The following is a 13565-nucleotide window of genomic DNA, read 5'->3' on the forward strand; positions in this document are numbered from 1 at the left end:
GGGAGGGCCGGCCTCGTCGGTGTGCCGCGCGCCCCGGGGGGTGTGGGGCGGGCGGCCGTCCGACCGGAGAGGACTTCCGGAGCGGGAAGCTCCAGCGGTGTGCGCCTGGGCGCTGCCGGTACGGGGCTGGGGAGGCTCCGCACCATGGTCGCCCGCAGTCCCCTGCGGGCGGGGTGTCTCTCTCATCCGCTCAGACCGTACGGCAGGGCGCGAGGGCCGGACACCCGGATCCCCATCCCGCCATCGGCCCCCCACGACCTCTTCACAACCGGCCGCCCCTCGTCACATCCGGTGCGACCGCTGTTCGGGGTGGGGCGGGGGTGACGGGAGCGTAGTTGCTCGTGAGTGCGGAAGCATGTTCCCTCCGCCCCTGCCAGGGGTGACACTTCCTTGCTGACCCTCGTCACGCTGTGCCACGTTGCCCCCATGGATCCAGCACAGTTCGATGGATACGCCCGACGGGGAACGATCGACACCCTCCCGCTCACCGAGGCGGCCCGCCAGTTGGAGGCGATCGCCCGCTATGTGGCCGGCGCCCGGGACGAGCTGACCCGGCGCGAGCAGGACGGCGAGATCCCCGCCCTGGACGGCGGGAAGGCGCTGGCCTTCGCCCATGAGGCCCCCTCACTCTCCCTCACCGGCCCCGACGGCGAGACCGTCGCGGTCATCGTCTCGCCGGCCGTCCTGGAAGTCCTGGAGGACGCCGTCGGCCTGCTCCAAGGCGAACTCGACCGTGGACGCGGCACCGGCGCCCCGGTGACCACGGAGCAACTCCGGGAAGAGCTGAGGGGCGACCTGGTCGGGCGGGTGGGCTGAGGGTTCGGGGTCCAGGTGCGGGTGTGCCGCCGCCCGGTGGGGGCGGCGGCACACGGAGAGCATCGGGGCCAGGGGCCGTCAGAGCGCGGCGAAGGCGTTCTCGATGATGTCCAGGCCCTCGTTCAGCAGGTCCTCGCCGATGACCAGCGGGGGCAGGAAGCGGAGCACGTTGCCGTAGGTGCCGCAGGTCAGCACGAGGACGCCCTCGGCGTGGCAGGCCTTGGCGAGCGCGCCGGCGGCCTCCGGGTGGGGCTCCTTGGTGGCGGGGTCCTTGACCAGCTCGATGGCGATCATGGCGCCGCGACCGCGGATGTCGCCGACGATCTCGTACTTCTCCTGCATCGCGGCGAGGCGGCCCTTCATGACCTCCTCGATGCGCTTGGCCTTGCCGTTGAGGTCGAGCTCCTTCATGGTCTCGATGGCGCCCAGCGCACCGGCGCAGGCCACCGGGTTGCCGCCGTAGGTGCCGCCCAGGCCGCCGCCGTGCACGGAGTCCATGATCTCGGCGCGGCCGGTGACCGCGGCGAGCGGCAGACCGCCCGCGATGCCCTTGGCCGTGGTGATCAGGTCCGGGACGACACCCTCGTCCTCGCAGGCGAACCACTGGCCGGTGCGGCAGAAGCCGGACTGGATCTCGTCCGCGACGAAGACGATGCCGTTGTCCGTGGCGAACTCGCTGATCGCCGGGAGGAAGCCCTTGGCCGGCTCGATGAAGCCGCCCTCACCGAGGACCGGCTCGATGATGATGGCGGCCACGTTCTCGGCGCCGATCTGCTTGGAGATCTGGTCGATCGCCTGGGCGGCGGCCTCGGGGCCGCAGTTCTCCGCACCGGTGGGCCAGCGGTAGCCGTAGGCGACCGGGACCCGGTAGACCTCGGGCGCGAACGGGCCGAAGCCGTTCTTGTACGGCATGTTCTTGCTGGTCAGCGCCATCGTGAGGTTGGTGCGGCCGTGGTAGCCGTGGTCGAAGACCACGACCGCCTGGCGCTTGGTGTACGAGCGCGCGATCTTCACCGCGTTCTCGACGGCCTCGGCACCGCTGTTGAACAGCGCGGACTTCTTGGCGTGGTCGCCCGGGGTCAGCTCGGCCAGCGCCTCGCAGACCTCCACATAGCCCTCGTAGGGGGTGACCATGAAACAGGTGTGGGTGAAGTCGGCGAGCTGGGCGGAGGCCCTGCGCACCACGGCCTCGGCGGAGGCACCGACCGAGGTCACGGCGATGCCGGAGCCGAAGTCGATCAGGCGGTTGCCGTCCACGTCCTCGATGATCCCGCCGCCCGCGCGGGCCGTGAAGACCGGCAGTACGGAGCCCACGCCGCCGGCGACCGTGGCGGTACGGCGGGCCTGAAGCTCCTGCGACTTCGGGCCGGGGATGGCGGTGACGACGCGGCGCTCCTGCGGGATTGCGGTCATGCGGGGCTCCTGGGGGTGATCGGGACGCTTTCGGGTCTTCAGAGTCTTTCTTCCGCAGGCTAGGGGTGGGGGAGGGGTGCGGGCATGCGCCGTTCGGGAGTGGTGCGGGGGGTGTCCTTGTCCGTGGCGGACATAGGGCGGGTCCGCGAGGGATGGGGGATCGGATGCTGCCCGGTCCGCCCGTGGCCCGGACCGTGAGCGGGGCGCGCCCGACCCCCGTCCGGGCGCGCCGCCCTCACCCGTCCAGAGTGCGCCCCGGCCGCCCCGTACGCCTCGCCCGTCAGGGGGATCCGCCTCCCCCGGCCGGGGGAGACCCCCCCCGGGCCCCCGCGCCCCGGAACTGATGACGCCGCCCCGAGACCGGCCCCGCCCGCGCCGCGGGACCGGTCGCCCCGGACCCGTCACCGGGCCGCCCCCGCGCCCCGGAACCGGCCGCCTCGCGCCCCGACACCCGTCGTCCTCGGTGAACTCCCCACCGTCTGCCACTAGATTGGCCGTGCACTTCAGCGGGCCTGGCTGGTCAGGGGGCGGCGGTTCATGGATTCCGACAGCACGTTCGACGCGCGGGACGCGCGCGGTACCCGGGCCAACCCGGTGCCCCGCCCGGCCGGACCGCCTGCCGGGGGGCCGCCTCCGGCCGGACCGCCTCCGGCCGTACCGCCCTCGCCGTACGGTCCGCCCGCGGGGCCGTACGGGGCCCCCGCGCGCCCTGCGCACGCACCCGCCACCCGGCCGGCGCTCGCGGAGTGGCTGCGGCTGCCGCGGCCCGCGGCGGCGCCCGGGATCTGGCGGCTGGGGCATGTGGAGCGGCCGGCGGAGGAGCACCACACCGTCCCGGCCCGGCAGCTGGTGAACGGCGCGCTCATCGCGTACCTCTGCGGCTGGCTGGTCTGGTCCCTGCTGTGGAACGGCTACCTCGAAGGCTGGTGGATCTTCGTCGACGACTGGTGGCTGCTGCCCATGGTGTGGCTGGTGCCCAAGGAGTGGCAGTCGCCCGGGCACCCCGACTTCGCGCTCTACGCCGGGGCCACCTACCTCTGGTACGGCCTGGTCCTGGCGCTGCTGGCGCACACCTTCGGCCGGGTCGGCAACTGGGCCGAGGTGTGGCGCCGCTGGGGCGTGCCGATCTGGCCGCTGTTCGTGCTGGTGCCGGGCGTCTGGCGGGAGATGCCGCGGATCGAGTGGCTGCTGACGGTGTCCAACGTCTACTACGCGCTGCTGGTCGCCGCCGTGCTGGCCGCCGTGGGGCGGGTCGGCCGCTGGCCCGCGGTGCGGCGGCGGCTCGCCGGGGCGGACGGCGGCCCGGTCCCGGCGCCCCCGGAGGCCGACCCGGCCGACTGGCCCGAGGTGCGGGACGCCGGGCTGGCCGAGGCGGCCGGGCGGCTCGCCGAGGCCACCCGCTCCGGGGCGCTCGGCGATGTGGACCACGCCCGGATCCACCGCGCCTGGCAGGGCGTGCGCACCCACCCCGGACGGCTGCCCGCCTTCGCCGACGCGGTGCGGGCGTACGGCCCGGCGGCCTGCGCCCACCCCTCCGGCGCCCGCGACCTCCCGGTCCGTACCGCCGTCCACGACCTGGTCACCGGCCAGGTGCGGATCGGCACCGCCGCCGACCACCCCCGCAACCCCTACGCCCGCCGCACCACCGGGGTCGCCCTGGAGCCGGCCCTGCTCGGGACCTCGCTGCTGGCCGTGGGCCCGGCCGGTTCGGGCAAGACGGTACGGCTCACCCGCCCGGTCACCGAGTCGCTCTGCCTCCAGGCGCTGGCCGGGCGCGCCTCGGTGGTCGCCGTCACCGCCCAGGGCGCCGCGCTCGCTCCGGACGAGTCCTTCGACGTGGTCGTCTCCGTGGGCCGCGAGGACTCCACCCACGACCTCGACCTGTACGGCGGCGCCGAGGACCCGGACGAGGCGGCCGGGACGCTGGCCGAGGCACTGGTCGGCGACCTGGTGCCGGACTGCCGCCGGGCCGCCACCACCCTGGCCCGGCTGATCGGCCCCTACCGGGCCGCCCACGGCCACTTCCCGCCCGTACCGGAGCTGCGGGAGCTGCTGGACGGCGCCCCGGAGGCGCTGGCCGCGCTGCGGGACGCCGTCGCCGGTGACCCGGCCCAGCTGCGCGAGCTGGACGCCCGGGCCCGCGGGGCCGGCCGCGGGGACGACACCGGGCCGCTGCTCGCCGAGCGGATCGCCTTCCTGGACCGCCCGGCCCTCGCCCGCTTCTTCCGCCCCGCCGGTGCGCAGCGGGGCGGCGACGCGCCCCGGCTCACCCTGCGGGCCATCGAGCACCCGCTGCGGGTCCGGGTCGACCTGCCGGAGCGCGGCCACGCCGAGGCCTCCCGGATCGTGGCCCGGCTGCTGCTGGCCCAGTTCGCCGAGGCGGCGCTCGCCCGGGCCGACCGCTCGCTCTTCGCCTGCCTGGTGCTGGACGACGCCACCCGCACCGTCACCGCCGACTCGGTCCGCGCCGTGCAGCGGCTGCGCTCCGCCCACGCGGGTGTGGTGCTGGCGCTGCGCAGCCTGGAGGAGGTCCCGGAGACCCTGCGCGGCCCGCTGCTGGGCGCGGTCGGCTGCCGGATGGCGTTCGCCGGGATCGGGCCCTGGGACGGCGGCCGGTTCGCCGAGACCTGGGGCACCGAGTGGGTGCAGACCCGGGACGTCACCAACCGGCAGATCATCTCCGACGAGCCGCTGACCAAGGCGATGCACTTCGTCCGCCGGCTGGTCACCGGCAAGGCGGCCACCGCGGAGGCGGTCACCGTCCGCGAGGTCGAGCGGCAGCGCTGGTCCGCCTCCGACCTGGCCCACTCCGTCCCGGCCGGGCACGCGGTGCTCTCGCTCTCCGAGGTGCGCGGCGACCACACGCCACCCCTGCTGGTCGACCTGCGGACGTGACAGGCTGGCACAATCGAGGGAGCGGTTCATACGCGACGGCGAAAAGGACCGTCCCCCGGGTGGGCCGCGGAAGGGTCGCGCGCACCGTCCACAAGGCTCCCGCACGCCAACCGCACGCGAACGGACCGCACCGTCCGCACGGCTCCCGCACCCCCGCAGCACGCCTCCGCCCCGCCGCCTGAAAGCACCACGGTCCCGCCATGCCGCCCACGCTCGCCTCGCTCGTCCAGCACTCGGCGCTGAAGCTCACCGTCCGCGCCGGGCAGGACCGCCTCGACACGCCCGTCCGCTGGGCGCACGCCAGCGAGCTGGCCGACCCCGTCCCGTACATGGAGGGCGGGGAACTGCTGCTGGTCACCGCCACCAACCTGGACGCCGAGGACCCCGAGGCGATGCGCCGCTATGTGCGGCGGCTCGCCGGGGCCGGGGTCGCCGGGCTCGGCTTCGCCGTCGGCGTGAACTACGACGCCATCCCCAACGCCCTGCTCGACGCGGCCCGGGAGGCGGACCTGCCACTCCTTGAGGTGCCTCGGCGCACCCCCTTCCTGGCCATCTCCAAGGCGGTCTCCGCGGCGATCGCGGCCGAGCAGTACAAGGCGGTGACGGCCGGGTTCGAGGTGCAGCGGGAGCTGACCCGGGCGGCGCTCGCCGAGGGCCCGGAGGCCGTGGTGGCCCGGCTGGCGGCCCATATGGACGGCTGGGCGGCGCTCTACGACGCCTCCGGCGCGGTGGTCTTCGCGGCCCCCGACTGGGCGGCGCGCCGGGCCGCCCGGCTCACCCCGGACGTGGAGCGGCTGCGCGAGCGGGCCGCCCCGGCCAGCGCCGTGGTCGGCTCCAGCGACGAGCGGGTGGAGCTGCAGTCCCTGGGCAGCGGCCGCCGGGTGCGCGGCGCCCTCGCGGTCGGCACCGGCGCCCCGCTGGGCACCGCCGAGCGGTACGCCGTGCACTCGGCCATCGCCCTGCTCACCCTCACCACCGAGCGCTCCCGCTCCCTCCAGGCCGCCGAGCAGCGGCTCGGCGCGGCGGTGCTGCGGATGCTGCTGGCCGGGCAGCCGGACCACGCGCGCGCGGTCGCCGGGGACCTCTACGGCGGGCTGCTGGACGCCCCGTTCCGGATGCTGGTCGCCGAACCGGCCTCCGGGGAGCGCGACCCGGCCGCCGAACCGCCGCTGCGGGCCCTCGCCGACGCGCTGGAGACCGCCGCCGCGCGGGCCGGTGAGTCGGTGCTGACCGTGCCCGACGGGGACGAGCGGCTGGTGATGCTGGCCGGTGACGGCGGCGCGGTGGCGACCGCCTGCGACGGCTACGCGGAGAGTGAGTCGGACGAGGCCGGGGTGGTGGTCGGCCTGTCCGCGCCGACCGGCCCGATCGCCGCGGCCACCGCCTACAAGCAGGCCGAGCAGGCCCTGTCGGTGGCCCGCCGGCGCGGCCGCGCCCTGGTGGAGCACGAGGACCTGGCGGCCGGCTCGGTGCTGCCGCTGCTCGCCGACGACGCGGTACGGGCCTTCGCCGACGGGCTGCTGCGGGCGCTGCGCGAGCACGACGCCACCGGCCGCGGCGACCTGGTCGCCTCGCTGCGCGCCTGGCTGTCCCGGCACGGCCAGTGGGACGCCGCCGCCACCGACCTCGGCGTGCACCGCCACACCCTGCGCTACCGGATGCGCCGGGTGGAGGAGATCCTGGGCCGCTCGCTGGACGACCCGGACGTCCGGATGGAGCTGTGGCTGGCCCTGAAGGCCGCCGGCGACAAGCCCTGAGACAGGCCCCGGGGCCCGCTCAGCGCAGGTCCATCGACATCCGCAGCACCAGGCCGTCGGCCGAGGAGCGGATCCGCACCAGGTCGCACAGCTCGTTGATCATCCACAGCCCCCGGCCCCCGGAGGCGGCCGTCGGGTCCGGGCGGAACCGGCCCGCCAGCGGGTCGTCCAGCCGGCCGGTGTCCCGGGTCTCCACATGCACCCGCCCGGGGGTGCTCCACATCCGCAGGGTGCCCCGGCCGCCGCCGTGCCGCAGCGAGTTGGTGGCCGCCTCGGTGACCGCGAGCACCAGATCGGAGCGGCGGGCGGCGCTCAGCGCCGTACCCTCCAGCCGGCCGGCCAGGAAGGCGCGCACCGCGGCCAGGTCGCCGTCCGTGTACGGCAGCACGGCGACCGGCCCCGGCGGCTCCTCCAGCGGGACGTCGCACTCCGCGCACACCGCCAGCGGGTCCGCGTACTCGGCGCACTCCCGCGCGCCCCGGGCACCGGCGTCCAGCAGCGCGGGATGGGTGCGGCGCACCAGCGCCATCACGTCCGCGGGCAGGGCGGGCTCCTGGTAGGCGCAGAGGAAGGCGGTGGGCCGGTCGGCGAAGACCAGGTTCACCAGGGCCTCCAGCCGGGCCGCCTCGACGGTCTCGGCACGGTCGCGTCCCGGCCATATCGGCTCCATGACGACCCGGGCCGGGCGCCCCGGACGCCGCGCGGCGAACGTGGCCAGCAGCGACAGCACCCGTCCCGGGTTGCGGCCGGCCTCCGCCATGTCCGTCCACACCGCGCCGCCGTCACCGCCGAACAGGTCGCGCAGCGCCTCCAGCCGGGGCCCCGGGACCAGCACCAGCACCGGCCGGCCGGCCTCCAGCCCGTCCTGGACGAAGGAGCCGACCGCCCGGAGGAAGTCCGGCTCGTCCCGGTAGGACAGGGCGGGGTGGGCGAAGGACTCACCCGGCGGCAGCACCGGGTCGGTGAGCACACTGGTGGTCATCGCACGACCTTCAGACCGGCCCGCAGCTCCGGGAAGAGACCGAGCAGCCGGTGCAGGGTGGGCGGCGCGCCGCTGACCCGCAGGCTCCGGCCGGCCGGCAGCGACCTGGCCGCCTCCGCCAGCACTCCCGCACCCACCACGTCGACGAACTCCAGGGCGCTCAGGTCGACTTCCGCGTCCCCGTCGTCGGCCATCCGGGACAGCGCGGCCGCCACCCCGCGGGTGGCGGTACGGCCGTCGTGGTCCAGGGCGCCCTCCAGGACCAGGCCCGGGGCGTGCGGGTGCGGCAGCGCGCGCAGCGGCGGCCGGGCCGGCGGGGCCTCACCGGGCGGGTGGACGGGCGCGGCCCGGTGGGCGCCGGTGAGCACCGCCGTGTCCGCGTCCGGGATCAGCCGGCGGTCGTAGAGGCACAGGGCGCTGAGCCGGGGCAGCCGGGCGAACACCTCGCGGTGGATGCGCAGCTCGTACTCCAGCAGCCGGTCCGCCCCCGGCACGTCCCGGGCGCACCAGGACATCTCGCCGATCGCCCGCAGCCCGGTGCAGCCGTCCGCCAGCGCCTGGGCGGTGGCGTCGTGCCACTGGCCGACCATGGCGTCGGGGTCGAAGGGCCCGGCGGCGAGATAGGTGTCGTCCGCGGTGAACACCTCCAGCCGGCCCCGCACCCGGGCGGCCGCCACGTCCATGCCCCGGGCGGCCAGCGCCGCGAGCACGGCGTCCGGGTCGGTGGCGTCGGCGAAGTAGTACAGCCGCTCGCCCCGCTCCAGCGCGGGGGCCAGGAAGCCGTAGGCCAGGTCGGCCCAGGTGCGGTCGTCGGAGTAGCAGGCGCAGACGTGGTTGGGCGCGGAGGCCGGGGCCGGCCCGGAACGCGTGTCGTTGCTCCCGGTCATGCGGTCCCCTTCCGTGCGGTCGTACGCGCGCCCCACCGTGGCGGCGGCCTTCACGGTATCGCCATCGGCCGGTCACCGGACACCCGTGCCTCCTCCGCCGGCCGGCCCGCTCCCGCTGCCCGGTATCGGGCGTATCCGTGGCCATCGCAGCCATCCGCTGCCTAAGGTCTGCACATGACAAGCCCCGCCGCGGATCCGGCCTCGGATCCGACGGCCTCCGACGCCGTGCCCGCCGACGCCGCACCCGTCGACGCCGTGGAACCGGCGGCCTCCGCCGCCGCGCTCGCCGGGTCCCCGCCCGCCGACACCCCGCCGGCCACCGGCCGCCGCCGCTTCGGCGCCGCGGTCTGGGCGGCGCTGGGCATCGTCTACGTGGTGTGGGGCTCCACCTACCTCGGCATCCGGGTGGTCGTGGAGACCATGCCGCCCTTCCTCTCCGCCGGGGTCCGGTTCGTCGCCGCGGGGCTGCTGCTCGCCCTGCTGCTGGTGTGCCGGTACGGGCCCGGGGTGCTGCGGGCGAGCCGCGCCCAGCTCGCCTCCGCCGCCCTGGTCGGGCTGCTCCTGCTGCTCGGCGGCAACGGCCTCGTCGTCCTGGCCGAGACCACCGTGCCCTCCGGCCTCGCCGCCCTGCTCATCGCGGTCGTCCCGGCCTGGGTGGTGCTGCTGCGCACCGCCTTTGGCGAGCGGCCCGGGCGCGGCGCCTACCTCGGGGTGCTGCTGGGACTGGCCGGGCTCGCCGTGCTCACCCTTCCGGGGATCAGCGGCGAGGTGCGCGTCTGGGGCGTGCTGACCGTGATGGCCGCCACCCTGATGTGGTCGCTGGGCTCCTTCGCCTCCTCCCGGCTGCCGATGCCGAAGAACCCGTTCGCCACCAGCGCGTACGAGATGGTGGCGGGCGGCCTGGCCTGCGCCCTGGTCGGCCTGGCCCGCGGCGAGCAGCACGGACTGGACCTCGGCGCCGTCTCCGCCCGCTCCTGGACCGCCCTCGGCTATCTCATCGTCTTCGGTTCGCTGATCGCGTTCAGCGCGTACGCCTGGCTGCTGCACCACGCCCCGCTGTCGCTCACCGCCACCTACGCCTACGTCAACCCGGTGGTCGCCGTCGCCCTGGGCGCTCTGATCCTGGGCGAGGCGGTGAGTTGGCCGATCGCCCTGGGTGGGGCGATCGTGGTCGGCGGGGTCTGCCTGATCGTCTCCACCGAGCGCCGCGGCTGACCGCCGTATCCGCCGTGCGCGGCGCCGAGGCCGACGGCCCGGAGCCGACCGTACGGAACGGCACACCCGCCCGCCGCACTACTCCATCCCGGACAAACACCGGTCCGCCGTCCCGGCCCTACCGTGTGAGGACGAAACCCCACTACCTCTGAAGGGCCGGGAACCGCATGACTGCCACCGCCTTCTGGCTCGCCGGCCGCGAGGCCACCGGCGAGACCTCCTTCGACGTCACCTCCCCCTGGGACGGCCGGGTCGTCGCCCAGGTCAGCGTCCCCAGCGAGGCCCAGGTCGAAGAGGCCGTGGCCGCCGCGCACGCGGTGATCGACGAGTTCTCCGCCACCCCGGCCCATGTCCGCGCCGCCGCCCTGGACCATGTCTCCCGCCGGCTGGCCGAGCGCACCGAGGAGATCGCCCAGCTGATCTCCGCCGAGAACGGCAAGCCCATCAAGTGGGCCCGCGGCGAGGTCGGCCGCGCCGTCTCCGTCTTCCGGTTCTCCGCCGAGGAGGCCCGCCGCTTCAACGGCGGCGACGCCCAGCGGCTGGACACCGACGCCGGCGGCACCGGCCGCCTGGGACTGACCCGCCGCTTCCCCAAGGGCGTGGTGCTGGGCATCGCCCCGTTCAACTTCCCGCTGAACCTCTGCGCCCACAAGATCGCCCCGGCGATCGCGGTCGGCGCGCCGATCATCCTCAAGCCCGCCCCGGCCACCCCGCTCTCCGGGCTGATCCTCGGCGAGCTGCTGGCCGAGACCGAGCTGCCGGCCGGCTCCTGGTCCATCCTCCCGGTCACCAACGACCGTATGCCCGCCCTGGTCAAGGACGAGCGGCTGCCGGTCATCTCCTTCACCGGCTCCGACACCGTCGGCTACGCCATCCAGCAGTCGGTGCCGCACAAGCACTGCACCCTGGAGCTGGGCGGCAACGCCGCCGCGGTCGTGCTCGGCGACTGGGCGAGCGAGGAGGACCTCGACTGGGCCGCCACCCGGATCGCCACCTTCTCCAACTACCAGGGCGGCCAGTCCTGCATCTCGGTGCAGCGGGTCATCGCCGACGCCTCCGTCTACGACCGGCTCACCGCCAAGGTGGTCGCCGCCGTGGAGAAGCAGGGCACCGGCGACCCGTCCGACGACACCACCGACGTCGGCCCGCTGGTCAGCGAGGACGCCGCCAAGCGGGTGGAGTCCTGGGTGGACGAGGCCGTCGCGGCCGGCGCCACGCTGCTGACCGGCGGCAAGCGGGAGGGCGCCACCTACGCCCCGACCGTGCTCGCCGACCTCCCGGCCACCGCCACCCTCGCCCGCGAGGAGGTCTTCGGCCCGGTGCTCTCGCTGCACAAGGTGGACGGCGAGGCCGAGGCGTTCGCCGCGGTCAACGACTCCAGGTTCGGCCTCCAGGCGGGTGTCTTCACCCATGACCTGCGGACCGCATTCCGCGCCCACCGCGCGCTGGAGGTCGGCGGCGTGATCATCGGCGACGTCCCCTCCTACCGCGCCGACCAGATGCCCTACGGCGGCGCCAAGCAGTCCGGCGTCGGCCGCGAGGGCGTCCGCTACGCGATGGACGACTACACCTACGAGCGGGTCCTGGTCCTCACCGGCCTAGCGCTCTGACACCCCGGGGCCGCCCCTCTCCGTCCGCGAGGCGACGGGGGCGGGCCCACCTCCCGTGCGGGCGGCGCGGCGGCCGCCCGTACGGCCCGGAACCGGCGGCCGGAGCCCACCTGTGCGGGGGCTCCGGCCGTCCGCGCGTGTCCGGCGCGGGCCCCGGTACACTCCCCGCGCAGGGCCGTCGGTCGATCGGGGGCGGCGCGGCTGCCGTTGACAGGGGATCACTGACGATGACCGGTACACCTTCCGCCGCCCCTCTCGCACCACTCGGGGCGGGCGACCCGGAGACCGTCGGCGGATACCGGCTGGCGGCCGTGCTCGGCACCGGCGGCATGGGCAAGGTCTACCTCTCCCACACCCCGGGCGGCCGGCCCCTGGCCCTCAAGGTGATCCGGCCCGAGTTCGGCGAGGACCCCGAGTTCCGGCGGCGCTTCCGGCGCGAGGTCCAGTCGGCGCAGCGGGTGCAGGGCCTGTTCACCGCGCCCGTCATCGACTTCGACACCGAGGGCGCCCAGCCGTGGCTGGCGACGGCGTATGTGCCGGGGTCCTCGCTGGCGCACGCGGTGACCGGGCACGGCGCGCTGCCGCTGCGCAGCGTGCTGCTGCTGACGGTCGGCGTCGCCGAGGCCCTGCACGTCATCCACGGCGCGGGCATCATCCACCGGGACCTCAAGCCCGCCAACGTGCTCCTCGCCTCCGACGGCCCCCGGGTGATCGACTTCGGCATCGCCCACGCCGCCGACTCCACCGCCCTGACCGGCACCGGCGTCAGCGTGGGCACTCCGGCGTTCATGGCGCCCGAGCAGGCGTCGGCCGGCACCGTCACCCCGGCCACCGACATCTTCGCCCTCGGCCAGATCGCCGCCTACGCCGCGATCGGCGCCCCGGCCTACGGCAACGGCTCCTCCCACGCGGTGCTCTACCGCATCGTGCACGAGGAGCCCGACCTCAGCCGGGTGCCGCCGGAGCTGCTGCCGCTGGTGGCCCGCTGCCTGAGCCGCGACCCGGCCGGCCGGCCGGGGCTGGGGGAGATCATCGACACCTGCCGGGCGCTCTCCCCGGACGAGCTGCGGCAGGGCGGCGACTGGCTGCCGCGGGAGGTCGCCGCGTCGATCACCGAGCGGCTGCGGGTGCCCGGCCCCGCCACGCCGGCGCCTCAGCAGTCCCCGGTGACCCCGACCCCGACGGTGTTCTCGCCGCACCAGCCGCCGGCGCCGGGCGCCGTGCCGCCGCCCGGGTCCGCCCCGTTCGACGCCGCCGCCGCCCCGACGCAGAGCGCCCCGGCGACCCCCGGGCAGCACCTGCCCCCGCCGCCCGCCCACCGGGCGCCGTACCCGCCGGTCACCGGCCACTACCCCGGCCCGCCGGCCCCGTCCCGCCCGGCGAAGCGGACCGGGCTGATCGTCGCGGCGTCGGTGGCGGGCGCGGTCGTCGCCCTCGGCGTGGTCCTCGCGCTGCTGCCGGACGGCGGGCCCGACGGCGGCAAGGACCGGGCCGGGACGCCTGGCAGCAGCGCCGGGGCCGACCCGGACAAGGGCGGGACCCCGGAGCGTACCGACCCCGAGCCCGTCTCCTACCGGGGCCTCAGCATCCCCGAGAACCACGCCGTGATGCTGGCGGACAGCCCGCCGCGCCCGACCGAGGACGGCTGGGAGAGCGCGGACCTGTACTTCGAGCCCGAACGGCTCAACGTGGTGGAGCAGGACGAGATCCGCACCCGCAACGGCAGCATGGTGCTGCTGACCGGCGGGCGGAAGGGCTCGCTGGCGACCTGCCGCACCGAGACCCGTTTCACCCGGGAGATCAGGCTCGACCAGCTCAGCCGCGGATCGCAGGTCTGCCTCCTCAGCGACGCCGGCCACATCGCGGTGGTGACCTACCGCGGGCGCTCCGGCGCCGGCGACCCCAGCGGCTATATCGACGTCGACCTGACGGTCTGGCGGAACGCCGAGGAGCCCCGGGAGGGGCGGTGACCCCCGCCCCGGACGGCCGT

Annotated in this window: 9 protein-coding genes; 6 read left to right on the forward strand and 3 right to left on the reverse strand. The window is 75.8% G+C overall.

Annotation, left to right across the window (positions count from 1 at the left end; genetic code table 11):
- Window positions 1–426: 426 nt before the first annotated feature.
- Window positions 427–816: a hypothetical protein gene (locus tag M1O15_RS23820; protein ID WP_248636184.1), complete on the forward strand. Its 390-nt coding sequence runs from the start codon at window positions 427–429 to the stop codon at window positions 814–816.
- Window positions 817–894: 78 nt separating this feature from the next.
- Here M1O15_RS23820 and gabT read toward each other — a convergent pair whose 3' ends face one another.
- Complete coding sequence (gene gabT, locus M1O15_RS23825) at window positions 895–2229, reverse strand: 4-aminobutyrate--2-oxoglutarate transaminase (protein WP_248636185.1); 1335 nt, start codon at window positions 2227–2229, stop codon at window positions 895–897.
- Between the two features lie 537 nt (window positions 2230–2766).
- Between gabT and M1O15_RS23830 the strand changes: the two genes are divergently transcribed.
- Together M1O15_RS23830 and M1O15_RS23835 are read left to right on the forward strand one after the other, a co-directional pair.
- Window positions 2767–5124, forward strand: a complete 2358-nt coding sequence (locus tag M1O15_RS23830) for a type IV secretory system conjugative DNA transfer family protein (protein WP_248636186.1) — start codon at window positions 2767–2769, stop codon at window positions 5122–5124.
- 200 nt (window positions 5125–5324) lie between these two features.
- Window positions 5325–6881 carry a PucR family transcriptional regulator gene (locus tag M1O15_RS23835; RefSeq protein ID WP_248636187.1) on the forward strand — a complete coding sequence of 519 codons (1557 nt, stop codon included), beginning with the start codon at window positions 5325–5327 and terminating at the stop codon, window positions 6879–6881.
- Window positions 6882–6900: 19 nt separating this feature from the next.
- On the opposite strand, the gene M1O15_RS23840 is transcribed toward M1O15_RS23835, so the two are convergent.
- A complete protein-coding gene (locus M1O15_RS23840) occupies window positions 6901–7863 on the reverse strand; it encodes an anti-sigma factor RsbA family regulatory protein (RefSeq protein ID WP_248636188.1) in 963 nt (320 codons plus the stop codon).
- The gene (locus tag M1O15_RS23845; RefSeq protein ID WP_248636189.1) at window positions 7860–8750 is read right to left on the reverse strand and encodes an MEDS domain-containing protein; all 891 of its coding nucleotides are present in this window, start codon (window positions 8748–8750) and stop codon (window positions 7860–7862) included. The genes M1O15_RS23840 and M1O15_RS23845 overlap by 4 nt, the downstream gene beginning before the upstream one ends.
- A 174-nt stretch (window positions 8751–8924) precedes the next feature.
- On the opposite strand from M1O15_RS23845, the gene M1O15_RS23850 reads away from it, so the two are divergent.
- From M1O15_RS23850 to M1O15_RS23860, 3 genes are all read left to right on the forward strand, one after another.
- Complete coding sequence (locus tag M1O15_RS23850; protein ID WP_248636190.1) at window positions 8925–9965, forward strand: EamA family transporter; 1041 nt, start codon at window positions 8925–8927, stop codon at window positions 9963–9965.
- A gap of 167 nt (window positions 9966–10132) precedes the next feature.
- Entirely contained in the window at window positions 10133–11575 is a 1443-nt protein-coding gene (locus M1O15_RS23855; RefSeq protein ID WP_248636191.1) for an aldehyde dehydrogenase family protein, read from the forward strand.
- A gap of 227 nt (window positions 11576–11802) precedes the next feature.
- On the forward strand, window positions 11803–13545 hold the full coding sequence (locus tag M1O15_RS23860; RefSeq protein ID WP_248636192.1) for a serine/threonine-protein kinase: 1743 nt from the start codon (window positions 11803–11805) through the stop codon (window positions 13543–13545).
- Window positions 13546–13565 lie beyond the last annotated feature (20 nt).

This window comes from Streptomyces lichenis (assembly GCF_023218175.1).
Lineage (GTDB): Bacteria > Actinomycetota > Actinomycetes > Streptomycetales > Streptomycetaceae > Streptomyces > Streptomyces lichenis.

Bases quoted from the DNA above. Each gene is read 5' to 3' on its own strand.
- M1O15_RS23820 (WP_248636184.1), top strand. From the start codon at position 427: ATGGATCCAGCACAGTTCGATGGATACGCCCGACGGGGAACGATCGAC.
- gabT (WP_248636185.1), bottom strand. From the start codon at position 2,229: ATGACCGCAATCCCGCAGGAGCGCCGCGTCGTCACCGCCATCCCCGGC.
- M1O15_RS23830 (WP_248636186.1), top strand. From the start codon at position 2,767: ATGGATTCCGACAGCACGTTCGACGCGCGGGACGCGCGCGGTACCCGG.
- M1O15_RS23835 (WP_248636187.1), top strand. From the start codon at position 5,325: ATGCCGCCCACGCTCGCCTCGCTCGTCCAGCACTCGGCGCTGAAGCTC.
- M1O15_RS23840 (WP_248636188.1), bottom strand. From the start codon at position 7,863: ATGACCACCAGTGTGCTCACCGACCCGGTGCTGCCGCCGGGTGAGTCC.
- M1O15_RS23845 (WP_248636189.1), bottom strand. From the start codon at position 8,750: ATGACCGGGAGCAACGACACGCGTTCCGGGCCGGCCCCGGCCTCCGCG.
- M1O15_RS23850 (WP_248636190.1), top strand. From the start codon at position 8,925: ATGACAAGCCCCGCCGCGGATCCGGCCTCGGATCCGACGGCCTCCGAC.
- M1O15_RS23855 (WP_248636191.1), top strand. From the start codon at position 10,133: ATGACTGCCACCGCCTTCTGGCTCGCCGGCCGCGAGGCCACCGGCGAG.
- M1O15_RS23860 (WP_248636192.1), top strand. From the start codon at position 11,803: ATGACCGGTACACCTTCCGCCGCCCCTCTCGCACCACTCGGGGCGGGC.